This is a genomic window from Deltaproteobacteria bacterium (assembly GCA_019308995.1).
Taxonomy (GTDB): domain Bacteria; phylum Desulfobacterota; class Desulfarculia; order Adiutricales; family JAFDHD01; genus JAFDHD01.
The window spans coordinates 1-24386 of sequence record JAFDHD010000045.1; the positions used below are offsets into that span (position 1 = coordinate 1).

Here is a 24386-nt window from a genome sequence, read left to right on the forward strand (position 1 = left end):
CCAGCGTGGCCCTATCCTCACATGGTGCAATTGAATGATAAACAGAAACCAAAAAAAAGCAACCGGACATTTAATGTGCTATGAACACCGGACATTTTAATTTGCTATTGACAGAGAAGAATGACCAGAGGTAAAGACAAAGACATGAACATCCTCTACAATCATCACCACGGCCCTTGACACTCAATTTTAAAGCAGATATTATGAATTAAAAGCAGGGCAAGAAGCTCGGCGTTGGAATTATTTAACCGCTAAAGACAGTAAGCTAAAAGGGCAACGAAGGCCCGGCCTTAGTTCAGGGAGAACCAAAGGTCGGGTCTTTTTTATTTTCACTTGAAATAATGCAGTCTATTGATCTGCCCCACGAAGGGTTTGAAAGGAGAGTTGAGATATGAAAAGGTTTTTAGTGATGCTCGTTCTTTTTTTAGCCGCCTGGGGTTTTGCCTCAGGTTCAGCAGAGGCTCATTTTGGCATGATCATCCCTTCGGACCAGATGGTAATGCAAGATGACTCCAAAAATGTTCGACTCAATCTCATGTTCTGGCATCCCTTCGAGGGTCATGGCATGGACCTGGTCAGGCCCAAGGCCTTTGGCGTCGTGGTCAACGGCCGGAAGACCGACCTTTCCAAGCAATTGAAATTAAAAAAAATCAACAATCGCACTGCCTGGGAGACGACTTTTCAGGTCCGTCGGCCGGGCCTTTATGTTTTTTTCATGGAGCCTCAGCCCTACTGGGAACCGGCCGAGGACTGCTTTATCGTCCATTATACCAAGGCTTACGTAACCGCGATAGGCGATGACGAGGGCTGGGATGAACCGATCGGCCTTAAGACAGAAATTGTACCGCTTTCCAAACCTTACGGTCTTTATACTGGCAATGTCTTTCAGGGCGCGGTTATGCTCAAAGGCAAAGCTGTGCCTTATGCCGAGGTGGAAGTCGAGTACTTCAACCAGGATGGCAGGTTGATCGCCCCCACTGATTACATGATCACCCAGACCATCAAGGCCGATAAAAACGGCGTCTTCACCTATGCCGCGCCCAGGGCCGGCTGGTGGGGATTTGCCGCGCTCAGCACGGACGATCAGAAGATGAAGCACAACGGACAGGACAAGGACGTTGAGATCGGGGCGGTGATCTGGGTCCGGTTCCACGACATGAAGTGAGCGAGACAAAACGAACAAAATGAATTGACTTTTTAAGGAGAGACCCAAGCATGCATATCTCAGAAGGCGTCCTGAGCGCGCCGGTCCTTCTTACCGGCGGGGCCTTGACCGTTATGGGCACCGCCATCGGCCTCAAGAAGCTGGATTATGACCGCCTGCCTCAGGTGGCGGTCCTGTCGGCGACCTTTTTCGTGGCCTCGCTCATCCATATTCCGGTTGGCCCGAGCAGCGTGCATCTTATCCTCAACGGTTTGATGGGGCTGTTTTTAGGCTGGATTGCCTTTCCGGTTGTTCTGGTCGCCTTGGCGCTGCAGGCTGTTCTTTTTCAATTCGGCGGATTGACCGCTCTGGGGGTTAACACGCTGAACATGGCCCTGCCTGCGGTGGTGTGTTATTATGTCTTGGGCGCGCTTGCCAGGGGCGATAACTTTAATCTGTCCATGCTGGCCTCTTTTTTGGCTGGCGCCGGGGCCATCTTCATGAGCAGTTTGGGGATGGCCTCGGCCCTGGTTTTTACCGGGGAATCCTTCTGGCCCGTGGCCAAGCTTATTGTGTTCGCTCATATTCCGGTGATGATCCTTGAAGGAATCATTGTCGCTGTCTGCGTTCAATTTCTTAAAAAAGTCAGGCCGGAAATGCTGGATGCGGTTTATGTCAAATAAAAAAGGCCCTTCTGAACATCGGGGGAATGGCTTCAAGCTCCTGGCCCTTCTGGCGCCCCTGCTGTTAGTCGGGTCCCCGGCCTTGGCCCATCGGGTCAACATCTTTGCCTGGGTCGAGGGGGACACGGTGTACACGGAAAGCTACTTCAGCGGAGGGAAAAAAGTCAGGAACGGGCTGGTGGAGGTCTTCGACCTGGCTGGCAAAAAGCTTCTGCAAGGCCGCACGAATGAAAAGGGTGAATTCTCTTTCAAGTTTCCCCAGAAATCCAGCCTTCACATCGTGCTCACCGCCTCCATGGGCCACAGAAGCGAGTTTACACTCAGGGCCGAAGAGCCATCTGAAGAGCTCGCCGGCTCAGCTAGGCAGGAGGCTGCCGCAACGGCCCGGGCTCAAACACCGGCCCTAGTGGACCTCGAACAGATCCGGGCCGTGGTCGAAGAAACGCTTGACGCCAGGCTGAAGCCCATTAGTCGCACCCTGGCTGAAATGCAAAAGCCAAGAGGCCCCAGTTTGACCGAAATCATTGGCGGTCTTGGGTATATTTTTGGTATCATGGGCCTGATCATGTATTTTCGCAGTCGAAAAAAGACTGAACAGGGCCCGTCTCATTGAACATCGAGGAGTTTTCCAGCGGATCTTCCTTCATCCACCGCCTTGATCCCCGGGTGAAGATCGTCGCGACCGCGCTGTTCTCAGCCGTGGTGGCCGCGGGAGACAGTTTTATCGTCTTGGGCACGGCCCTGGGGGCAGCGGTGACGCTGATCGCCCTGGCGAGGCTGAACCCAAAGGCGGTCGGCTCCCGCCTTTTAATCGTCAATACCTTCATCCTGCTCCTCTGGCTCATCCTTCCCTTTTCATATCCCGGGGAGACTATTTTTACTATCGGGCCCCTGCGGGCTTCTGAAGAAGGCGTCAGTTATGCCGCGGTCATCACCATCAAATCAAATGCCATTATTTTAACCCTGATCGCTCTGCTGGCCACCTCTTCTGTCTTCACCCTGGTTCACGCCCTGCGGCACTTGCGCCTGCCAGGCAAGCTGGTTCAGCTTTTATTCTTCACCTTTCGCTACTTCCATGTTATGCACCAGGAGTATCTGCGTTTGAGAGACGCCATGCGCATCCGCTGCTTCAAGGCCCGGACCAACTATCATACTTACAGAAGCCTGGCCTATCTGGTGGGGATGCTTCTGGTGCGAAGTTTTGATCATTCTGAAAGGGTCCACCAGGCCATGATATTAAGAGGCTACCAAGGCAAGTTCTGGCTGTTCGATCATTTTGCCTTAAAAACAAAGGACCTGCTCTTCCTGGCCGTCATGACCCTTTTTATATCTGCCTTAGCCGTGGGACAATGGTCGAACCTGCTGCCATAATTAACCTCGAAGACGTCTCCTTTGCTTACCCGCGGGGAAACCTGGTCCTGGATGGCCTGAACTTTACTTTTCCCATGGGCGAAAGAGCCGGACTGGTTGGGCCTACCGGCTCAGGCAAGACCACACTTGTTCATATCATCATGGGTCTGCTCAAGCCCGCTTCAGGCCAGGTGGAAATTTTTAGGCGCCTCTGTGAAAAAGAGGTTGATTTTCGGGAAGTCCGGGCCAGGATCGGCTTTCTGTTTCAGGATGCCGATGATCAGCTTTTCTGCCCCACGGTGGCTGAGGACGTTGCCTTTGGACCGCTCAACTTAGGGATACCTCACGCCCAGGTCCGGGTTCTGGTCAAGGATACCCTGGCCCGGCTCGGATTAGAGGGTTTTGAGAACCGGGTGACATACAAACTATCCGGCGGGGAAAAGCGGCTGGTTTCTTTAGCCACTGTTCTGGCCATGAACCCGGAGCTGCTGCTTATGGATGAACCGACCACCGGCCTGGATGAGGATACCATGGAAAGGCTGGCGCAGCTCCTCTTGAAATCAAACCTGCCTTATCTTATCATCTCTCATGACCATGAATTTCTAGACCGGACCACAACCGGTCTTTATCGCATGAATGAAGGCACGGTTGAAAGGCAGGCGAAGGGGTAATCCCTTGCAGTCTGTCTCTGTAGGGAAAGGACGACGGTCATGCCGAAGACCATTTATCTAGTTGACGCCAGCCTGTATATTTACCGGAGCTATCATGCCATCCCCGGCCTGGCATCCTCGACCGGCCAGCCGACTGGCGCCATTTTCGGTTTTGTAGGCACTATAAACAAGCTTCTGCGCGAAAAAAAACCGGAGTATATGGCCCTGGCCTTTGACGCCAAAGGCCCTACCTTTCGGCATGAAATATTTCCTGAGTACAAGGCCAACCGGCCGCCCATGCCTCCGGAACTCATCAGCCAGCAAGATTTCATCCGCCGCATTACTAAAGCTCTCAATCTCCCCCGGCTGGAGGTGCCCGGGCTGGAGGCCGACGACCTCATCGCCACCCTGACCGCCCGGGCCAGGGAACAAGGCTTTGAAGTAATCATTGTTGGGGCTGATAAGGATTATTACCAGCTTCTGTCCGAAGGGGTGAGTATGTACGATCCCAAACCCAACCGGGAAGGACATGTGTCCGTTGCATTCGTTAAGGAGCGTTTCGGGATAAGCCCGACGGGTTTTTTAGAGGCACAGGGCCTGATGGGAGACGCTACGGACAACTTCAGCGGCGTGCCCGGGGTTGGAGAAAAAACCGCGGTCAAACTCGTGCAGGAGTATGAGACCCTGGAAAACCTGTACCAGAATCTGGATAAGATTAAAAAGACCGGCCTGCATAAAAAGCTGACCGAGCATAAGGCGGACGCCTTCTTAGCGCGCGATCTAGCTCGTCTCAAGACCGATGCGGACCTGAACCTGAACCCGGAAGATATGCGCTTAACCGAACCGGATGTGGAGGCCCTGCGGCAGCTTTACACGGAACTTGATCTTAACCAGTTCCTGAGAGACCTTGGCCCGGAAAAAACCATCAGTTACGAAGATTACCACCTGGTGGACACTGAGGCCGGGCTGGCCGCCCTGGTGGCAGAACTCGAAGACGTGGAGCGTCTGTCCGTGGACCTGGAGACAACGTCAACCGACCCCATGCGCGCCGAGATTGTCGGCCTGTCCCTCTCGGCCAGGCCTCACCGGGCCTTTTATCTGCCTGTGGCCCATCAGACTCCCGACGCCTCCCAGCTGCCTCTGGCCACGATCCTTAAGACGCTTGGCCCGATCCTTGAATCGAAAAAAGTGATCAAAATCGGGCAGAACATAAAATACGACTATATCATCTTCCAGAGGCACGGGATTAAGCTAACGCCCATGGGCGACGACACCATGATCGCCTCTTACCTGCTCAATGCCTCAGACCGGGCGCATAACCTCGACCGAATCTCCCGGAACTACCTTAATCACGCCCCCATATCCTATACCGATGTGGTCGGTGACAAGAAAGCCGGTTTTGAGACTATAAGTCCCAACGAGGCCAGGGATTATGCCTGTGAAGACGCGGACCTCGTCATGATCCTCTCGGACGTTCTCAGGCCCAGGCTTTCTGAAAACAGCCTGCTGAATCTGTATGAAAAGATAGAACTGCCTCTGATCGAAGTGCTGGCTGGCATGGAGATGAACGGGGTAAAGCTGGACGTGGGTCCACTTCGCGACCTGTCCAAGGAACTGGCCAGTCGGGCCGCCAGCTCTGAGGCCAGGATATATGAGCTGGCCGAACGGGAATTCAATATCAACTCCCCCAAACAGGTCGGGCAGGTTCTTTTTGAGGAGCTGAAACTGCCGCTTGGGAAAAAAACAAAGAAAAAGACCGGTTTTTCCACCGATGAGGAGGTGCTGACCAACCTGGCTGAAATCCATCCACTCCCGGCCGAGATCCTGAGCTATCGCATGCTGGTCAAGCTGCGTTCGACCTATGTGGACGCCTTGCCGCAACTGATCAATCCCGAGACGGGCCGGGTCCACACTTCCTATAACCAGACCGGGACAGCCACGGGGCGGCTCTCGAGTTCAGACCCTAATCTGCAAAACATCCCTGTCAGGACCGAGGAAGGCCGCCGCATCCGGGCCGCGTTCGTACCTGAACCGGGCGGCCTCATCCTTTCGGCCGACTACTCCCAGATCGAACTCCGCGTCCTGGCACACTTCTCCGAAGCCGAAGGCCTCCTGGCGGCTTTTTCTGAGGGGGAAGACATCCACACCCGGACGGCGGCTGAAATATTCAACGTCTTCCCGGAGATGGTTACTCCTGAAATGCGTCGAGACGCCAAGGCCATTAATTTTGGCATCATTTATGGCAAACGGGCCTTCGGCCTGGCCAAAGACCTCGGCATCGAACGCCGTAAGGCCCAGGAATATATTGACCAGTATTTCCGCCGCTACAGCGGTATCAAGGCCTTTATTGACAAAACCATCGCGGAAGCCAAATCTGCGGGATACGTCTCCACGCTCTTCAACCGCCAGCGCCGCCTGCCTGAGATCAAGAGCAGCAACCAGGCCGTCCGTTCGGCGGCTGAAAGGATGGCCATCAACACCCCGCTTCAGGGTACAGCGGCCGATATCATCAAGAAGGCCATGATCGCCGTCCACCAGGCCATGAAAAAGGCCCGGCTCTCGGCCAAGCTCATCATGCAGGTTCATGATGAGCTCATCTTTGAAGTTCCTGAAAATGAGGTTGAGAATCTGGCCGAACTGGTTCGTCGTGAGATGGAAGGCGCGGTCAGCTTAAAGGCGCCTCTCGTGGTTGATGTCAGCTATGGGGCCTCCTGGGCCGAAGCCCATTAGGAGGCTCTAGTTTGGATCGTCAAAAATTTTCCTCAGACTGCGACTGTTAAAAAGCCTTAATCCTTTTTAGATATTTGGGAAGGGGTCTGGGGGAAACCTTTTTTTTAAAAAGGGTTCCCACGGTGCTACTCCCGGCCGACGGCCGCAGCCAGTTCATCAACCGCAAAGGCGGGCAGTTTTGAACGTCGGCCTGTTTCGTTTTCCAGGTAATACTTCCCTCGAGTCCTGGTCAGATTGCCAATCTGAGCGGCCGGGAAACCAGACGCGGTCATGAGCTGCACGGCTTTTTCAGCCTCTTTTTCAGCGATTGTGAATAATAAACACCCCGAGGAGATCAGGCCAAGGGGATCATGTTTAAGGAAGCGGCAGACCTTGACCGTCTCCGGGCTAACAAGCAGTTTTTCCTGCCTCACCGTCAGCCCTGTTTGTGAAGCCACGGCGATTTCACGGAGTCCGGTGGCCAGCCCGCCCTCGGTGGGGTCATGCATGGCGTGAATATCCAGGTTTGCTGCGGCAAGCCTGGCCGGAGCGACCACGGACAATCCGGGGTCCAGGAGGAATCCGGCGGCTCGTTCTGTAAATGCCTGGCCGAACTCCTTCTCAAGGGCCTGCTCATGTTCGGCGGCCAGAATCGAGGTCCCTTCTATACCCATGGGGCCTACCTGAATGATGGCGTCGCCCGGCTGGCCATCGCTGGTCTTGAGCGGCTGCGCCGTGGCAAGTTCTCCCCACATGCTCACAGCGATCACCACCGTGTTCACCGCTTCAGACACCTCTGAATGCCCCCCGATCAGGACCACCTCGAGGGCGTCTCCAGCCTCAATCGCCTCGATCATGATGGCCGCCGCCTCCTGCTCGGTGGTGCCGGGCGGCATGATCAGGGTCAAGGTGAAGTACTGAGGCACGGCGCCCATGACGGCCATGTCGTTGGCATTGATATGCACGGCATAGTAACCCGGCCTGGATGTCTTGAAGGTGATGGGATCAGAGGTCACCACCACCTGGCGGTCCCCCAAACGAACCACGGCCGCATCCTCTCCATAACTCGGGCCAACCAGAAGGGCCGGGCTGGTCTTCCGAGGTAAATCCAGAAAACGTTTCAAAAGCCCTGGCGAGATTTTGCCAGGTGCTATCGAGTTGTTTTTAAAGCTCTTCAGCAGTTTATCGGATTTTTTTGACATATTGTCATCTTTCATTGGTTCCAACCCGGCCGCCTAGTCAGAATTCGACCGGAACCCATATCACTAGCGCCAGTATTGAAGATGATGCTTTATTCTTTCCAGGAGAGTTATATCCGCCTTGAACGGATTCTGCGGGGGACAGGGAAGAGACAGCCGGTTCTGCTCGAAAAACGGCGTCTCTTTCAGTTTCAGATTGTAGGCAATAACCATGAGTGTTTCCAGGCTCAACACATCTTCTATATTATAAGCCAGTAATGTCTCCAATGCTCTTTTATTCCCGGTATTTTGAAAATCGTGCCAGAGAAGCACAGCAAAATATCCATCCACACCGTCCAGTTCATTGCGATGAAGCCCGACCTGCTTCTCACATTGTTTTAAGCCGCCTGCGATTCCGACGCTTTTTAATAAATAGCGTAAATCAATATGGGCATGATTTATTTTAATTTTGAAATAGTTCTCGATGAAGGGGACATCAAAGCATTTGCCATTATAGGTTATGATGAGCCGGTAATTCAGAATGTCATCCATAAAGTCATCGAGATTTTCGCCCTGGATATAATAATAAACGGCGCTGCCGTCATAAAGGGAGATGGTCGTAATTTCATGTATATCGCTCAGGCCGGTCGTCTCGATATCCAGGTAAGCGACCGAGTCTCGAAAGGCCGAAAATAAACGCCAGTGTTGACCGGGCGATAACAGGCTTGCAAAAAAATTGGGGTTCCTGTTTCTGAGGTGCAGTTGGGATTGTGCGAGGTAGTTTTTAATGTGTTTTATTCGTCCGGGTGAGAAAGGTATATGCTCAACCCTGGAGAAGGTATCCCAGGATGAGAGTCCGTCCGACCAGATTTGGCGCTCTGTCTTGAGTCCGATGCCCGGGATATGAGAGAAGGTATGGTTCAGCAAGATCGCTCCCGTGATGATAAATACGGGGGGACCTTGCCATGAAAAGGGTCCCCCGTTAATTTATTAACCCCTGATCAGACGCGGCAGCATCATGTGATGCAGGGGACAGAAGCTAACCGGGTTCTGAAAAGCGGCCCCGGTAAAGGCAGCCATGTACCGCCTCAACTCAGCAAAGGCTACGACCTCGTCCACAAAACCACGCCTGGCGCAGTAGATGGGCCGGGACTTTTCCTGGTAGGCCCTGGCCAGCTCGTTCATCTTATCAATAACGGGCTCCAGCGGACGCTCGGCGTCTTTTTCCTTAACCAGACGCCTGGAGAAAGAAGCAGCGGCCGCGGTCTCGCCGTGCATGACGTAAATCTCGGTCGTGGGCGTCCCCAGGCTGAAAACGTTGTGGTTGTTGGCGTTAGGCCCGCCCATGATATAGTGAGCCGCGGCCGTGCCTTTGCGAAGCACGATCAGCATCATGGGCACGTCGGTCTGCTCGATGGAATAAATCAGGGACTGTCCCAATCCCAGTAATTCCGCCTTCTCGGCAATGTCGCCGACATCAATGCCTGAAGTGTCCTGGAACCAGATAATTGGCAGCCGATCCCGGCCGCACTGGGTTACGAATTCGTTCAGCTTGATCAGGCCCTCCCGGTAGAGTTTCCCGCCGATGCCAGGGTAGGCTCCTTGGGCGTATTTGGGGTAGTCCTTGGGCAGGATGCCTTGGCGGTTCCCGATGACCCCAACCGGATAGCCGTCAACCTTGACCAGGCCGGTATAGACCTCCGGGCCGTAGTCCGGCCTGAATTCCAGATGCTCACTGCGATCCACCAGCCGCGCCAGGAAGTTGTCAAAGTCATAGACCGCCTTCTGGTTAAAGGGGACAATGGAATTGATATCCTCAATGGGATACTTGGGTTCGGCCGGCTCGTCCACCCGGAAGAACCTGGGATGATAGGCCGGCATTTGAGACATCCATTCTTTAAGCGAGTCCAGCACGCCTTTTTCTTCCTCATAGACCTCGCGGAAGAAGCCGGTTTCATTGTAATGAATCTTGACCGTGCCCGGGGGTTCCTGCTTGAAATGCCGGGTGGCCTCGATAAGCTGCTCCGCGCCTTCCAGATCAAAATACCCTTTGGGGCTCATACCGCCGACGATACCGCCGCCGCCCACCGCGATGTTGGCGTCCTTATGGGCAATGAGGATGGTGGGGCTGATACCCTGGTATCCTCCGCCGGCGGGGTTGGTGCCATAGATGCCCGCCAGGACCGGGATACCCATTTTTTCCAGCTCGGCGTGGCGGAAGAAGGGGGTGCCGCCGCCACGGCGGTTGGGATAAACCTCCTCCTGCTGGGTCAATTTGACGCCGCTGCAGTTGACGATCCAGGTCAGAGGCACATGGAGTCGCTTGGCCATGTCGGTCACCCGCAGGATGTTGTCCGCCTGACCCGGCAGCCAGGCCCCGGCCATAACCTTGTTATCAAAACCAATGACCGCAGACCACCTGCCGCCGATCCTGGCCAGGCCGTTGACTACACCGGTGGCGCCTTCCTCGTTATCATCGGGGTTGTATATGGTATGAAGCGGCGTCCAGGTTCCCGGGTCTACCAGGTACTCCAGCCGATCCCAGATTGTCATCTGACCCCGTTTGTGAATGACCTCGGCCGGCAGACCGGCGTTCTTGACCTTCTCCACCGCCGCGGCCATTTCATTCTCAACTTCAGCGATCTGCCTCCGATTTTCTTCCATCCGTTGTGCTGCGGATTCTCTGAGCGGTTTGCCTAGATCATTCATCTTCTTCCAGTATGGCCACATAATAAAACTCCTTTTGTCTTCCTTAGCGTCTCTTGGTCAAATTTTTTCAGCGGTTGGCCTTGCGGTACCCGAGCTGATCCTGAGCGATGATCATCTTGCAGACGTTGATCGAACCTTCCACGATGCAGTAGCTCGGCGCGTCGCGGAAGTACCTGGCCACCGGATATTCGGTCGAATAGCCGTAAGCCCCCAGGATGCGCATGGCGTAATTCGCGGCCTTGGTGATGACCTCGCCGGAGAGGTACTTGGCATGAGCTACTTCGAGGGTGTTGCCCAGGTTTCCCTGGTCCTTCTGCCAGGCGGCTTTATAAACCAGCAGCCGCGCCGCCTCGATCTCGACGCACAGCTGGGCGAGCAGGTCCTGGTTCATCTGAAACTGGCCGATGGGCTGGCCGAACTGTTCGCGTTCATTCATGTAAGTCGTGACCGCGTCCAGGCAGGCCTGGGCCACGCCCACCGCGCCAGCCGCGGCTGAGAGCCGGGTCTGGTTCAAAGAACCAAAGACAATCCTGGCCCCGTCACCGGGATTTCCCAGGATGTTTTCCTTGGGAACCATGGTGTCTTCCAGAACGACCTCGCCGGTGGGAGATGAGCGCACGCCCATCTTTTCCAGCATGGAGGTCGTGACGCCGTTAAAATTTTTCGGTTCAATGACAAAAGCCGAGAGGCCTTTGCCTCCTTTTGACCTGTCGGTAAAAGCGTAATAAACCAGCACGTCGGCGATATGAGCGTTTGATATCCAGGTCTTGGAGCCATTAAGGAGCCAGTAGTCCCCCTTATCTTCAGCCGTGGACTTGATGCCCATGACATCCGAACCGGCGTCAGGCTCGGTAATGGCAAAGCTGCCCAGGTATTCGGCTGAGACAAGTTTACGGATGTATTTCTCTTTAGCCTGCTCGGTGCCATAAAGGTAAATGGGATAAGCACAGCCCAGGCCCAGCAGGTTGATCTGGACTCGCAGCGAGCCGGAGGCCCGGGCGATCTCTTCGGTGATGATTGCAACGGCCAGCCAGCCCATATTGTTGCCACCGTATTCTTCCGGGATTACCGTGCCAAACATCCCCAGTTCCCCCATCTTCTTGACTACTTCCTCATGAGGGAAGTAGTGGTCCTCGTCCCATTGATCAGCATAAGGCGCAATCTCATTCTGGGCAAAGTCTCTAGTCATGTCTCTAAGCATCTCTAAATCTTCAGACAGCTCGAAATCCATGGAATCCTCCTTGTCCGCCAATATTTAAAAGGATAGAAACTCAAGTGCTGGCGGGCTAGATGTAGGTTGATTATCTAAGTCTTAATAAGGATAGAATGTTCCTTCCTTTTTCCAGTTTACATTTTATCGGGCGTATAGTAGCATATTTCCGCTGATCCTAAAAGTGATTTTGGGACTTGTTACTAGACGGAGAAGAACTAATATTTGAGCCGGTTTTCATATTTTGATCGCCGGAATTTTTAGCAAGTGATGAGGAAGTGATTCTGCATGCCCCTCCAGATTAAAAGCAAGTTCTGGATTGAGGACGAGATGGGCAGGCCTGTCTTCGGCCAGGGCCGGCGAATCATTTTGGAAAAGATAGATGAGCTCGGTTCGATCCGGGCCGCGGCCGCAGCCTTGAAAATGTCCTACCGCGCCGTCTGGGGCAAGATCAAGTCCGCCGAAGAGCGCCTCGGGATAAAGCTGGTCGAGACAACGCCGGGCGGTGGAAAAAGCAGGGGGGCGCGGCTGACGCCTGAAGCCCGGGACTTCCTGCGCATGTTTCAGCAGCTTCACGATCGAGGTAATACCCAGGCTGACCGGCTGTTTAAAAAGGTCTTCAAAACTTGAGGCTCGTCTTTTAATTCCGCTACTTTAACCTTTCTGACAAGATAGATTCTTAAATAAAGGAGGAGTATTTTCATGGGTGAGGAACTCGACTCGAGATGTTCCATATGCGGCATAAATGTTAATGAAAGGGCCTGCTACGTTGAATCGGGCAGAGGCCCGGATAACTGCCCCACCATAAATTTGAAAGAGTTGAACGAGGAGGCCAATCAGGAGTATGCAGACCCCAAAATCCGTGAATTCGCCCGCCTGTCTTCCATACAGGAAAGCGAATGTTACCTCGAACGGGACAAAAGGCCGTACCTGCTTCACCCTAGCAAGCCGAGGATCCAGGAGATATGCGAGTTTGCCGATAAGATAGGGGCCAAAAAACTCGGCCTGGCCTTCTGCGTCGGTCTGGCCATTGAAGCGCGAATGGTGGATAACATACTTACCCGGCAGGGTTTCCAGGTGGTGAGCGTCATCTGCAAGGTCGGGCGTATTCTGAAGGAAACGATTGGCATCAAGGACGAGGAAAAGATCTTCATCGGCACAGACGAATCGGCCTGCAACCCCATCCTCCAGGCCAAGGTTTTGAATCATCATGGCACGGACCTCAACATACTGCTGGGTCTCTGCGTGGGCCATGACTGCCTCTTTTTGAAATATGCTGAGGCTTATAACACCGTCCTGGCGGTCAAGGACCGGGTCACAGGCCACAACCCCTTGGCTGCGGTCTATACCTCAAACTCTTACTACATGTTCACCCAGCGGCCGGGCTTCTGATTTTAAAGGAAACGTTTCAAGACCGCCTGCCATGTCCGACACACTCGAAACACTCAGACAGCACGCCTTGAACCTCTGGCAGGATCACGGCCTCTTGGGGGAGCGAGTCCGCGTTAAGGCTCGACCTTTAACCCCCGAGGAAGCCATTGGCAATCCGGAAGCAGATGACTTCCCCCTGCAAAAAGGCAAGGAACGCCTCATTCAGGCCGAGTTCAAAGGCAGCCTGGGGCAGGCCTTTACCGACCTTTACGGGGATTTTGAAGGGTCCCTCGAGGAAGTCACCAATATGGCCGCGAAGAACAGCTTCCGCCGGGCCGTGTTCGTGGCGGCCCTGAATGCGGTTTTAAGGCGCCTCGGCCTGGTTGAAAAAACAATCCATTGTAAAGACCGAGGTCCGGATCGGTGCGCTCAGGAGCTGACCGGCCATCTCCAGGAGCGCTTTGGTCCGGTTAAAATCGTGCAGGTCGGTTTCCAGCCCCGCATGGTAGAAAGCCTGGCCCAAGAATTTTCCTTGCGCGTCCTGGACCTGGACCCGGACAATATAGGCCTCAAGCGATTCGGGGTTATGATCGAAGGCCCGGAGGCGGCCGCAGAGGCGATTGCATGGGCTGACCTACTGTTTGTCACCGGCACCATCCTGGTCAACGACACCGTTGATCGTTTTCTAAATCAAAAGCCGGTCCTCTTCTATGGAACCACCATCGCCGGGGCAGCCCGCCTCATGGGCTGGGAACGGTTTTGCGCCTGCGGTGAATAAGGGGCTTAATCAGGCAGCATGGCCACCACCCGCGCCGGTGCGCCGCTGCCGCCCTTGACCTTGAGGGGGAAGCAGGCCACCTTGAAACCAAAGGAAGGCAGGGGCGCCAGGTTTAGCAGGCGTTCGATCTGGGAGTATGAAACGTCCGCCTGATGCGCGGCCCAGAAAATACCTTCTTCCTGCCTGTTCACGGCCTCCTTTGCCTGCCGATTCAAGGGGCAATCCCACCCCCAGGCGTCAATCCCCATGACCCGGATACCCTGGTCATACAGCCAGCGCGTCGCTTCGGCGGTAACACCGCATCCTTTGAACATATAGTCAGGCTGACCGTAAAATTCATCACGCCCGGTGCGCACCAGGACAATGTCCAGCGGTTTCAGTGTATAACCGATACGGCTTAATTCCTGCTGGACTTCCTTCACTGTGACCGGATCGCCGTCGGCCTTGTGTTTCATCTCCAGGACAAGGCCGTCATTAAAGAACCACTCCAGCGGCAGTTCGTCCACTGTCTGCGCTGGCTGACCCTGGATCCGGCTGTTATAATGCCAGGGCGCGTCAATGTGTGTGCTGCCATGAGTGCTAAAGCGAGTGAACTCTTCAACCGCCCAGCCTTCACCCCGGCGGAGCAGGTTTGAAGGGACTTTGAACATGGACTCGATCATCTTTGCGCCCTCGGAGTGATCATGGTAGGTGATTTCCAGATCAGGCCCGGTGGCAATGGTGGTGGAAAGGTCAATGAATCGCATGAGTTCATACCTCCCGCAGGCAGGTGAATACTGGCCAAAGTGTAAAACACCGCCCTTTTTTTACGTCTTTCGTTTCCAGGTCCATTTTTTTACGCTCTCCTTGAGGTCCCGGTAGCCAGCTCCCTGGGAGACGGCTTTTAAACATTCTTCAGGATTGACCACCGTGCTTCCGGCCAGGACATCCACGCCGTAACGCCAGAGGACCGGGCTGGCCGGAGTGCTGGGGCCCATCATCGCTGTGAAAGGCTGACGGCAGAGCGGGAGCATGTCATGGTAGGTTCCGTTCATGAGCACCGTGGCCGTCAGAACCACGGTCCTGCAGCGAGGCAGAATCTCTCCGGCCTGTGCGGCGGGCCGATCCCCTGGTATGGTCTTGAGCTCCAGAACATGAAGCTCGCCCGCTTCCTCACGAAGTCGTTCCACAAAAGGAAAATGTCCGATTACAGCCACCGGCTCATCCCGCCCGTGCTCAATGACCATGTCTAGGGCGGGCGTCTCCTGAAAGCAGTGCGGCGGAACCGGCAGCATCGCATTTAAGGCCGCTAGGCCGACAGAGGCCTCCAGGGGGAAGCTCGACTTAAGGTAGCCCGCCAGTTCCTGGGCGCTGAGGTCCTCCAGGGTTCCAACCTGGCTGACCAGGTTTTTTCGTCCGTGCTCGTGTGACGCCAGGGTGGAGGCCAGGCCGCACCGAGGGGGGGTCTGAGAAGTGCGGGGTTGAGCGCCGCCCAGACAAACTACGGTCAGAAAGGGGCCGATACGCACGCTTTCCACGGGTATAGGCTCTTGGGGAAGCCCTTTGAGCATCTCATCCAGAACAGGCAGTCGCCCGCTATTTTGATCCTTTCCAGCCCCTGCCATAATATTTTTCCCTCTTCTTTTAATGATTACCCTCCTTCATGGCAGCCTGTTATAAAGCGACGGCTCAACCTTTGTTATAAAAACCGGTTTGACCCCTCGGCCGTCAGACTTGAAATAATACTTGCCACCCAGACCCTGAAAGGCTTTTTGGGGGCTGTCGAGTCCGTTCAGGTACTCTGTAATCCGGTCCGCCTGATCGCCGGCCGCGACAAGGGCTTCCAGGGTAAGGTTCACGGCATCGTTCGCCAGGACAGCCAGCCAGTCGGGCGCCATATGGTACCGGGCTTTGAAATCATCAATAAATTTTCGAGCCTTCGGGTCAGCGTCCTTGTCATCAAAAGGCAGGCATAGATATGCCTGAGCCGAGAGTTTCTCCAGGAAGATGGCCGCATCATTCATGGCCAGGGCTTGGGTTCCCAGTATGGTGGCCTTGAGTCCATGGTCATGCAGCACCTTGGCTACAGAGACGGCAGACCGGGCGCTAAGAGCCAGGAAGACGGCTTCGGGCCTGCTTACCGTCGCCTGAATCATGAGTTTTTCCCTGCTTGCTTCTGGGTTTGAAAAAACGATGGCCTTGATACTGGCTGTTTTTTTCTGTTTCAAGGCCCGGGCGAAGGATTGGGCCAGGCTGCGCCCGTAATCCGAATCTTCGTGGATGACCAGCAACCGGCGCATCTTCAAGGTACCGATCGCATACTCGGCCAGAGCCTCAGCCTGGGCCGAATCCGACGTCATGAGCCGGAAAAAGAGACCCTTGTCTGAAAGTGAAATATCGTCCCCGCTTAAGACAGGCAGCAGGACAGGGAGGTTGGCCTTGAGATACATGGGCCGACTGGCCGCAAAGGCGTGCTCTAGCAAATGGCCGATGACGACATGGACTCGAGGGTCTCGGGCCAGCCGCCGCGAACCGGGCATGTCGGCGATTTGAGCCTCATCTTCGAGGCGCAGCTTGACCGGTCGGCCCTTGATTCCACCGGCTGCATTGACCGCGTCAATCGCCATCTGGGCTCCCCTGATCAGGTTCTCACCATAAGGCTTCAAGGGGCCGCTCTGCGGAGCCACCAGACCTAAATATATGTAACCCCTGTTTTTTAGAGCCGGAGTTTGGGCCTTTTCACAGCCGGCCAGACAGACGAGCAGGAAGACCAGGATCAGGAAGGCGGGTCCGGTTTTCTTTTGACTAATGTTCATTTTCTTTTTGTTTGCCGAGGCCGGAACAGTATTCTAACCGGAGTCTTGTCCAGGCCGAAAGCCTCCCGGAAGCTGTTGGCCAGGTAGCGTTCGTAAGAGAAGTGTACCTTATCTGGATGATTGGTGAAAAGGACAAAGGTCGGGGGCCGGGTGCTGGCCTGGGTCGCATAGTAGAATTTCAGCCTGTGCCTGCCGATGCGAGGTGGAGAATGCTTCATTAAGATCTGGCGCAGAACTCGATTAAGCCGCCCCGTGGTCACCCGGGCCGTATACTGGGCAAAGACCTCTTCAAGGGACTCAAATATTTTTTCAACTCTAAGACCGGTCTTGGCTGATGCGGTCAGGAACGGGGCAAAGCTTAAGAAACGAAGCTTGAGGTCCATCTGGTCCCTGATTTTTTTCTGCCTGACCAGCTTGTCCTCAACCAGATCCCACTTGTTAAAGAGCAGGATGAGACCCCGGCCGCGATCTAAGGCGTACCCGGCCACATGGGCATCCTGGTCTGTGATGCCTTCCAGGCTGTCAAGCAAAAGCAGGGCCACATCGCAGCGCTCCATGCTCCTTAAGGCTCGGACGATGGCGAATTTTTCTATTCTGAAGGAAACCCTGCCTTTGCGCCGGATACCGGCCGTATCCACAAAAAGGTAAGTCCGGCCCTGGCGCTCTATCTCAATGTCCACCGGGTCCCTGGTCGTGCCCGGCTTCTCGTTGACTAGGGTCCGCTCCTGGCCGATGAGCCTGTTAATCAGGGATGATTTGCCCACGTTGGGTCGCCCGATAACAGCCACGCGGATCAGGTTTTCACGAACCGGGGCCTCCTCTCCAGGCGGCAGCGATTCAACCACCGCCTTGATGAAATCACGAATACCATACCCGTGGGCCGCGGAAAGAGACAGCATCGGTTCGATGCCCAGGGTATAAAAATCTGCCAGCGCCTCTTCCTTTTCCGGACCGTCAATCTTGTTAACCACAAAGATGAAGGGCCGTCCGGAGCGGCGCAGGATGTCAGTCAGTTCATGGTCGTGAGGATTCAGGCCGGCCTTCCCGTCAACGAGCAGGATGGTGAGGTCAGCTTCTTCCAGAGCCAGAAGGGTTTGAGCCCTGATCTGAGGCAGCAGCCCGTCATGCGCTTCCAGTTCAAACCCGCCGGTGTCAATCAGTGTAATCAGTCGGCCTTCAAGCTCTATCTCAGCGTAATTGCGGTCCCTGGTGACGCCGGGCGTGTCATCTACAATGGCCTTGTTACGACCAACCAGGCGATTGAAGAGCGTAGATTTGCCCACGTTGGGCCGGCCGACGATGGCCACAAGCGGTCTCATGTCCGGCCCTCAATCTTTTGACGGATATTAATAATCACCCGGCGCAGTTCAGGCATAAAGCGGAACTCCTCACGATCAAGAAGCCCTTTGAGGGACCGTACAGCCGGGGGGATGTACTGTCTGAAAAGGGGTTTGCCTTTGATCCGGCTTAAGAAGCCGTAAGCGCCCAGGACTTGCAGCAACCGGCACACGGCCAGGAAATGGTAGCTGGCCGTAAAGGCGGCCAGGTCAAATCCGGGCTTGCCTGTTCGCAATTGAATGTAATAACTTCGCATTTCTTCACGGAAAGGCTCGCTCAGGTCGGTATATGGATCGTAAAGGAGACTGGCCAGGTCATAGCCGGGCGGTCCGAGGCGCGCCCCCTGAAAATCTATCAGACGAGGCCGCCCCTGTTTGATCATGACGTTCCTGGATTGAAAGTCCCGATGCATCAGAACCGCCTCAGTCTCATGCAGGGCCGCGTCGGCCAGGGCCTCGAACTCAGGGGTCAGGCGCCGCACCGGCAGGGTTAATCCCAGGTCGCCTCTCAGGAACTGAGCGGTGAAGTACCCGGTTTCTCTGTCCAGGATAAGGGCCCTGTCGTATCGTGGAGTCTGGTAACACCATTTTGGATCGAAGCCTTTTTTCCCTTTTTGATGAACATTGGCCATGAGGCTGATGACACGCTGATACATTTCGACTCGGCCGCTGAAGTCCAGGGTGCAGGCGACGTTCTGCAGTGAAGAGTTGCCCAGATCCTCGATTAAGAAAAGGCCGTGTTCCTGATCCACGGCCAGAAACTCAGGACCAGCCTGGTTCAATGACCAGAGGTGCCTGCCGATCAGCTCATAGGAGCGATTTTCAGCCCGGTCTCGACCCTGCACCAGAAGCGCGGTCCTTAAGCCGGAACTCACCCGATAAAAGCATCTGTCCGATCCGTCACCATAGAGAGGCTCCCATGACAGGTCATCATGACTCCGGGCCGCCCGAGGCCAGGCCGCCAGAACGAACTCGATTGATTTCTCGTCCGGTTGAAGCTCAGTCAATCTTGGCGCCCCCGTTCAAATCACTTTCAGCCAGGACTCCCTCGGCCAGAACGCTGTTGACGATCCTGACCCCGGCCGCCACCCTGGCTCCCTTCCAAAGCACTGAATTTTTTACCAGGGCCCCGGCCTCAATAATCACCTCTTCATCCAGGCTGGCCCAGCCCTGGATTACGGCTTCCGGATTCACCTCGACTTCAGAACCCTCAAAGACAGGCCCCTCGGCCCTGGCCGTGAGCAGATCGCCGTGAATCTTGAGATAATCCAGACGGGTTTCAATTTTCCGCCACGTTAAATCGTTGGCCACGAAAGCCCGTACCCGCGCCCCGGCCTTGATCAGCGCCTGGTAAGTATGGATGATGTCATACGGCCCCTCAGGTATCCAGGCCAGAAGCTCCGGCTCGATAATGTGAATCCCGGTAAAGGCCAGAGTTCGCCAGGCCAGGCCTTCAGGCGGGGCCGCCCACTCCCCTCGAAATCCGCGAATCAAGCCTGTCGAATCAAGGCCGACGTTATTGAACCTGGGGCAGTCATGAAGCACCAGGGTGGCCATGGGTCTCTCGGCCATGTGATCGCCAACCACGGCGCTCAGGTCAATGCTGGTCAGGATGACCCCGTTGATAAGAATAAAGGGGTCTTGGCCAAGAAACGGCGCTGCGTTTTTAACCCCGCCGCCCGTGCCCAGTATTTTTTCTTCGCGGAAGGTATGTATCGCTAAATGGTTATTTATTTCAGACAGTTGACGTTCAAGCTGAGCGGCGAGGTGGTGGGTGTTGACCGCGACCTCCTGCACGCCGATTCCTGCCAGAAGGTCCAGGTTGTAAGAGATCACGGGCCGGTTGAGAACAGGGAACAGGGCCTTGGGTTTGACCAGCGTCAGCGGTCTGGCCCTCAGACCCAGGCCCGCTGCCAGGATCATGGCTTTTTTTATTTGGTTCAAACTAACTCCCTGTCTTTCACTCAAATTATAGAGATAAAAAAATAACACATCTGGGGGCTGTGTGGGCGTTTTTTTGATATTCATAAAGTATGTCTCCGCCGGAAGGAGATAAATAACGAATCTGATGTTTTTAAAAAAACCATTATTTTCTCCCTTTGTCTTTACAGCCGCCATTATTGTAATTTTGCACGTTCTGGCCGCTAATTTATTGATTTTAGGTCTCATCACTTGATTCGAGCTTGCAAAAGAAAGGGAAGGCGTGATAGTTTGGAATCATCATGCTTTAAAAAGGAGAGTTCAAGGATTTACTTAGGATTACAAGGAGATAAAAAGAAAGTTCGAAAGAAGCCGTCCGGCCGGTTCATGCGGATGTCAGGTATTTAAGGAGAGAATTATGGTTGACACCAGGTTCATTGAACGATTTATTGAAACCCTGAAACTTACGTGCCCTTATTGTGGTTCAACCAATGTAGATATTGATTGGAAAGAAGGTGAGGGGAGCGAAGTCATTGTGGAAAACATTTGTGAAGACTGTAGCGGCGAATGGTCCAAACGCTATAAATTGATAGAAGAATATATTAGAAGTGAGGAGGAAGGGAAATAGGAGACAGCACTAAAAAATTTTCTAAAAAATACCGGCCGGGCTGGTTTCTGCCAATCCGGCTGGAAATTTTATATGAGCACTCAAAGTGAGCTCTAGGCTGTGACTGAGAACGCGTTATCCGATCTTGTCGGCCGGATGCTGATGATCGGCTTTGATGGAGAAGACCTGAGCCGGGAAGTCCGCGACCTGCTGTTTGATGTCCGGCCGGGTGGAATTATCCTGTTTAAACGCAATGTTGGAGGCGGTCCGGCTCAGATGGCCCGATTGATAAGCGGCTGTCAGGATTTATCCATGAATGAATTCGGTCGGCCTCTGCTGGTGGCCATTGACCAGGAAGGCGGTCCGGTCCGCCGGCTTGATGCGCCGTTTTCCGTTCTGGCAAGTCAGCGGGAGATGGCCGAGAAGCTGAATCGAGAAGAAGTCCGGGCTCTTGGTTCTACGAGCGGCCGCGAGCTCGTTTCGGTAGGCATAAACCTGAATCTGACTCCGGTGCTGGACCTTCGGACTGACCCAGAGGCGACCCTGATGGCCGAGCGTTCTTTCGGCCCGAACCCGGAGGTTGCGGCAAGCCTGGGCACGGCCTTGATCGAGGGCCATGCTGATACCGGCGTCCTGACATGCGCCAAGCATTTCCCGGGCATCGGCGATGTTCATCTCGACCCGCACCAGGACCTGCCCCGGGTTGAGCACTCCTTTGACAGGCTCAAATCTGTAGAAATATTTCCCTTCAAGAAGGCCGTTGAAAACGGCGTCGCCTGCGTTATGACCGCTCATGTCAGCTTCCCGGACCTTGACCCGGACTGGCCTGGAACCTTGTCCCGCAAAATTCTGACCGACCTTCTGCGGGAAGAAATGGGGTTTACCGGGTTGATCCTGACCGATGACCTGGAGATGGGCGCGGTGGTCAGGCACTACCAGCTCGGCCCGGCCGCGGTCCGATCCGTCATGGCCGGGGCGGACATGATGCTGATTTGCCACCGGCCTGACCGAATGCGCCAGGCCAGAGAGGCTCTTCTTGAGGCCGTGCGTCAGGGTGAAATCAGCAGGGACCGTTTGCAGGCCACCTCAGTTCGTCTGGATAAGACCTTGAAAAAAATACCCCGGCCTGACCCCGCCCAGTGGACCGAAGTGTTTAAGTAAAAACCTGATCCGCTCAATCCAACCAAAAAATAAGGAAAAAGATTATGACCCTTATTAGAATCCATGAAAGAGATAACGTGGCCGTGGCTCTTCGGGAACTTAAACAGGGAGAAACCGTCTCTTTACCTTGGGGCGGGGATCTCACCATCAAGGAGGATATTCCGGTCAGCCACAAAGTTTCCCTGGAAGACCTTGCTCAAGACCAGACGATCGTAAGATACGGGCAGCCCATCGGTGAGGCCGTTTCCGCCGTACCTAAAGGAAGCTGGATTCACACGCACAGCCTCAAACTTCCAGATAAAATAAAAGCAGAACCTGAACCGGCCTCCGGTTTCGCGGTGCTCGAAGGGTATGGCCCTTCAACCTTTCCCGGATTCACACGTCCCAAGGGACCGGCTGGAATACGGAACCACCTGCTGATTCTTCCGACCGTAGCCTGCGCCTGTGGTGTGGTGAGGGCCATTGGGCAAGCCCTGCCAGAAGCGGTGACTCTGGAACATGGGCATGGGTGCGGACGAGCTGGTAAGGATCACCAGAGAACCCTGGCGGTTCTGGAAGGCATCGGCGCCAACCCGAACGTCGGCGCTGTTTTGCTGGTAGGGTTGGGCTGTGAGGCTGTAAACGGAGAAAAACTGGCCGAAAAAATCGCTTCTTCAGGGAGACCGATCGAGTATCTTGAGATTCAGAAGTCCGGCGGTTCCAGACTCACGACCGCCAAAGGAATTGATCTGGCCAAGGCCCTGATGAAAAATATTTCCTCGCAGAAAAAGGAGCCTCACCCTATAAGTGAAATAATCCTTGGCCTTCAATGCGGCGGCTCCGACGCCCTTTCCGGAGTAACCGCCAATCCTGCCGTGGGTTTGGCTTCAGACTGGATCATTTCCCAGGGCGGCACGGCTGTCCTGGCTGAAACGACCGAGATGATCGGAACGACGCACCTGCTCCAGGCACGGGCTGCTGCCGAGGAGGTGGCTCGAGATATCCATGAAATGATAACCAACGCTGAAGCGGCCATCCGAAAGCAGCTGGGTGAATATGCTCATCTGGCCATCGCTCCTGGCAACATGGATGGCGGGCTTTCGAGTATCATGGAAAAATCCCTGGGCTGCATCACCAAAGGCGGTAACTCTCCCATACAGGAAGTCATCGAGTACGCACAACCGCCAACCCGCAAAGGGCTGGTTCTCATGGACACCCCGGGTTATGATATCGAGTCCCTGGGAGGCCTTGTCGCGGGCGGCGCCCAGGTCATCCTTTTTACCACGGGCCGGGGTTCGCCGGTCGGAACGCCTGTCTCATCCACGATCAAGGTGGCGAGTAACTCCGACCTCTGGCAGCGCATGGAGGACGATATGGACCTAAATGCCGGCCAGATCGCCGATGGCGCACGTACTCTTAAAGAGATGGGCATGGAACTTATTGACCTGGTCATGGAGGTCTTGGGCGGGAAGCTCACCAAATCAGAAGAAAACCAGCAGGAAGTGCTCGGTTTTTCCATGACCGGCCAAGCCGGTTAAAGCCAGGGCAAGGGCCTGGAAGGATATGGCCGGGCTCATCCCAACTGGTTCAAGGATGGCAAACGAAAATAATAGGACCACCTGGTTAAGTCAAGCTTAATCACAAGGCGGTCTGATGGAGCATAACTTCACAGGTCGCCTTCTATTTTTTTTGAGAAACCCTTATAACAAAAATCGGCTCGGTCATTGCTTAAAGGCAAGAAGTTTCCGTATTTACCTCCCGGCCTAATCAGCGAGCGCAGTTATGTTGACAGCATCCCAGAGCCGTGATAGCTTTCATATACAATCAAAAGTTGGTGTTCTTTTCACACAACAAAACCTCGAAAGTGACTGCGACAAATTACAGACAAAGGCCAGGTGTTATCTTATCCATTATTGAACTAATTTAAACAGCATGAACCATGGCGTTTTGAGACCAAGGCGCCGCAACAAGGCAAGTGGGAATTCCTTTAGTTGACCGGCAGCACTCCTGGCAGTGCTGATAACCAGACCCTTCTGAAAAAAAAGGAGGGTCATCAAGAAAGGAGCATTAGATGGATAGAAGGATTAAGAGATTCATTGGGCTTGGACTTGCCAGTGTGGTAATCCTTGTGGTGGCCGTAGCGCTCACCCTGCCTGTCTCGGGAGCGAGCAAGGCCAAACCGTGGGAAGTATGGGATTATTCAAAAGAGAAACCGGTTCGGGGCGGATATCTCCACACTGCCGGGGCCAGAGACGTCGGGCTATTGAACCCCAACCACTGGCCGGTGAACGACTGGCTGGTCATCAACTTTTTCTTTGAAAAATTATTGATTACCGATGGTAATTATCGCCCGGTTCCCTGGATGGTCGTGTCCTGGGATTACCCTGATCCGTTGACCTGCATCATGGAGCTGAAAAAAGGGATTACCTATCACGATGGAACCGCTTTCAACGCCGCGTCCGTGAAATACCTGTTAGATTACATTAAAAATAAAAAGAACGGCTGCTGGTCCCGAGCCTGGATTAAACCGATTAAATCCGTAGAAGTGGTAGATGAATATACGCTCAAGTGGACCTTCAAGGAGCAGTGGGCGGCCTTCCTGGGGATTATCGCCAATGTTCCGGGATACATGATCTCCCCTGAAATCCTCAAGCAGGACACCAGGAAAGTAAAGGTTTCGGATAGCACCCCGGTCGGCACCGGGCAGTGGATCCTTGAAGACCGCAGCCATGGAAACTACATCAAGGCCAAACGCAATCCCAACTGGTGGTTTGGCAAATCAATCGGCCACCCGGATATGCCTTA

At 54.4% G+C, this 24386-nt stretch carries 23 protein-coding genes; 13 read left to right on the plus strand and 10 right to left on the minus strand.

Going from position 1 to position 24386, the window contains the following annotated elements:
- Nucleotides 1-391 precede the first annotated feature (391 nt).
- The 6 genes from JRI95_09150 to polA are packed head-to-tail and all read left to right on the plus strand — an operon-like array spanning nt 392 to nt 6557.
- Nucleotides 392-1165: a DUF4198 domain-containing protein gene (locus JRI95_09150; protein ID MBW2061713.1), complete on the plus strand. Its 774-nt coding sequence runs from the start codon at nt 392-394 to the stop codon at nt 1163-1165.
- Between the two features lie 50 nt (nt 1166-1215).
- Nucleotides 1216-1827 (plus strand): cobalt transporter CbiM, encoded by a 612-nt coding sequence (cbiM, locus tag JRI95_09155; GenBank protein ID MBW2061714.1) that lies wholly within the window; start codon nt 1216-1218, stop codon nt 1825-1827.
- Nucleotides 1817-2440, plus strand: coding sequence for a hypothetical protein (locus JRI95_09160; GenBank protein MBW2061715.1), 624 nt, complete (start codon nt 1817-1819; stop codon nt 2438-2440). The genes cbiM and JRI95_09160 overlap by 11 nt, the downstream gene beginning before the upstream one ends.
- On the plus strand, nt 2437-3198 hold the full coding sequence (gene cbiQ, locus JRI95_09165; GenBank protein MBW2061716.1) for a cobalt ECF transporter T component CbiQ: 762 nt from the start codon (nt 2437-2439) through the stop codon (nt 3196-3198). The genes JRI95_09160 and cbiQ overlap by 4 nt, the downstream gene beginning before the upstream one ends.
- The gene (locus JRI95_09170; GenBank protein MBW2061717.1) at nt 3177-3848 is read left to right on the plus strand and encodes an ABC transporter ATP-binding protein; all 672 of its coding nucleotides are present in this window, start codon (nt 3177-3179) and stop codon (nt 3846-3848) included. The genes cbiQ and JRI95_09170 overlap by 22 nt, the downstream gene beginning before the upstream one ends.
- 39 nt (nt 3849-3887) lie before the next feature.
- Complete coding sequence (gene polA, locus JRI95_09175; protein ID MBW2061718.1) at nt 3888-6557, plus strand: DNA polymerase I; 2670 nt, start codon at nt 3888-3890, stop codon at nt 6555-6557.
- A gap of 125 nt (nt 6558-6682) precedes the next feature.
- Here polA and JRI95_09180 read toward each other — a convergent pair whose 3' ends face one another.
- The 4 genes from JRI95_09180 to JRI95_09195 all read right to left on the minus strand — a co-directional run bounded on the left by JRI95_09180 (nt 6683) and on the right by JRI95_09195 (nt 11654).
- Nucleotides 6683-7753 carry an AIR synthase family protein gene (locus JRI95_09180; GenBank protein MBW2061719.1) on the minus strand — a complete coding sequence of 357 codons (1071 nt, stop codon included), beginning with the start codon at nt 7751-7753 and terminating at the stop codon, nt 6683-6685.
- A 48-nt stretch (nt 7754-7801) separates the two neighbouring features.
- Nucleotides 7802-8641 carry a ribonuclease H-like domain-containing protein gene (locus tag JRI95_09185; GenBank protein MBW2061720.1) on the minus strand — a complete coding sequence of 280 codons (840 nt, stop codon included), beginning with the start codon at nt 8639-8641 and terminating at the stop codon, nt 7802-7804.
- 63 nt (nt 8642-8704) lie between these two features.
- The gene (locus JRI95_09190; GenBank protein MBW2061721.1) at nt 8705-10444 is read right to left on the minus strand and encodes a glutaconyl-CoA decarboxylase subunit alpha; all 1740 of its coding nucleotides are present in this window, start codon (nt 10442-10444) and stop codon (nt 8705-8707) included.
- A 46-nt stretch (nt 10445-10490) separates the two neighbouring features.
- Entirely contained in the window at nt 10491-11654 is a 1164-nt protein-coding gene (locus JRI95_09195) for an acyl-CoA dehydrogenase family protein (GenBank protein ID MBW2061722.1), read from the minus strand.
- Nucleotides 11655-11921: 267 nt separating this feature from the next.
- Here JRI95_09195 and JRI95_09200 point away from each other — a divergent pair, with 267 nt between their 5' ends.
- From JRI95_09200 to JRI95_09210, 3 genes are all read left to right on the plus strand, one after another.
- A complete protein-coding gene (locus JRI95_09200; protein ID MBW2061723.1) occupies nt 11922-12263 on the plus strand; it encodes a LysR family transcriptional regulator in 342 nt (113 codons plus the stop codon).
- A 72-nt stretch (nt 12264-12335) separates the two neighbouring features.
- Entirely contained in the window at nt 12336-13025 is a 690-nt protein-coding gene (locus JRI95_09205; GenBank protein MBW2061724.1) for a DUF1847 domain-containing protein, read from the plus strand.
- A 31-nt stretch (nt 13026-13056) separates the two neighbouring features.
- Complete coding sequence (locus JRI95_09210; protein ID MBW2061725.1) at nt 13057-13782, plus strand: hypothetical protein; 726 nt, start codon at nt 13057-13059, stop codon at nt 13780-13782.
- Between the two features lie 5 nt (nt 13783-13787).
- On the opposite strand, the gene JRI95_09215 is transcribed toward JRI95_09210, so the two are convergent.
- Genes JRI95_09215 through JRI95_09240 form a run of 6 tightly spaced genes read right to left on the minus strand, consistent with a single transcriptional unit; the run spans nt 13788 to nt 19858 of the window.
- Nucleotides 13788-14528, minus strand: coding sequence for a cyclase family protein (locus JRI95_09215; protein ID MBW2061726.1), 741 nt, complete (start codon nt 14526-14528; stop codon nt 13788-13790).
- Nucleotides 14529-14588: 60 nt separating this feature from the next.
- Complete coding sequence (locus tag JRI95_09220) at nt 14589-15386, minus strand: DUF364 domain-containing protein (protein MBW2061727.1); 798 nt, start codon at nt 15384-15386, stop codon at nt 14589-14591.
- A 36-nt stretch (nt 15387-15422) separates the two neighbouring features.
- Complete coding sequence (locus tag JRI95_09225) at nt 15423-16577, minus strand: ABC transporter substrate-binding protein (GenBank protein ID MBW2061728.1); 1155 nt, start codon at nt 16575-16577, stop codon at nt 15423-15425.
- A complete protein-coding gene (gene der, locus JRI95_09230) occupies nt 16574-17896 on the minus strand; it encodes a ribosome biogenesis GTPase Der (GenBank protein ID MBW2061729.1) in 1323 nt (440 codons plus the stop codon). Before der ends, JRI95_09225 begins: the two co-directional genes overlap by 4 nt.
- Nucleotides 17893-18921 carry a phosphotransferase gene (locus JRI95_09235; protein ID MBW2061730.1) on the minus strand — a complete coding sequence of 343 codons (1029 nt, stop codon included), beginning with the start codon at nt 18919-18921 and terminating at the stop codon, nt 17893-17895. Before JRI95_09235 ends, der begins: the two co-directional genes overlap by 4 nt.
- A complete protein-coding gene (locus tag JRI95_09240) occupies nt 18914-19858 on the minus strand; it encodes an NTP transferase domain-containing protein (protein ID MBW2061731.1) in 945 nt (314 codons plus the stop codon). Before JRI95_09240 ends, JRI95_09235 begins: the two co-directional genes overlap by 8 nt.
- Nucleotides 19859-20252: 394 nt before the next feature.
- On the opposite strand from JRI95_09240, the gene JRI95_09245 reads away from it, so the two are divergent.
- The 4 genes from JRI95_09245 to JRI95_09260 all read left to right on the plus strand — a co-directional run.
- Complete coding sequence (locus JRI95_09245; protein ID MBW2061732.1) at nt 20253-20462, plus strand: hypothetical protein; 210 nt, start codon at nt 20253-20255, stop codon at nt 20460-20462.
- Nucleotides 20463-20561: 99 nt separating this feature from the next.
- Nucleotides 20562-21602, plus strand: coding sequence for a beta-N-acetylhexosaminidase (gene nagZ / locus JRI95_09250; protein MBW2061733.1), 1041 nt, complete (start codon nt 20562-20564; stop codon nt 21600-21602).
- A 44-nt stretch (nt 21603-21646) separates the two neighbouring features.
- Nucleotides 21647-23119 (plus strand): altronate dehydratase, encoded by a 1473-nt coding sequence (locus tag JRI95_09255; protein ID MBW2061734.1) that lies wholly within the window; start codon nt 21647-21649, stop codon nt 23117-23119.
- A gap of 533 nt (nt 23120-23652) precedes the next feature.
- Nucleotides 23653-24386, plus strand: a 734-nt coding sequence (locus JRI95_09260; protein MBW2061735.1) for a hypothetical protein, incomplete at its 3' end; no start/stop codon positions are given.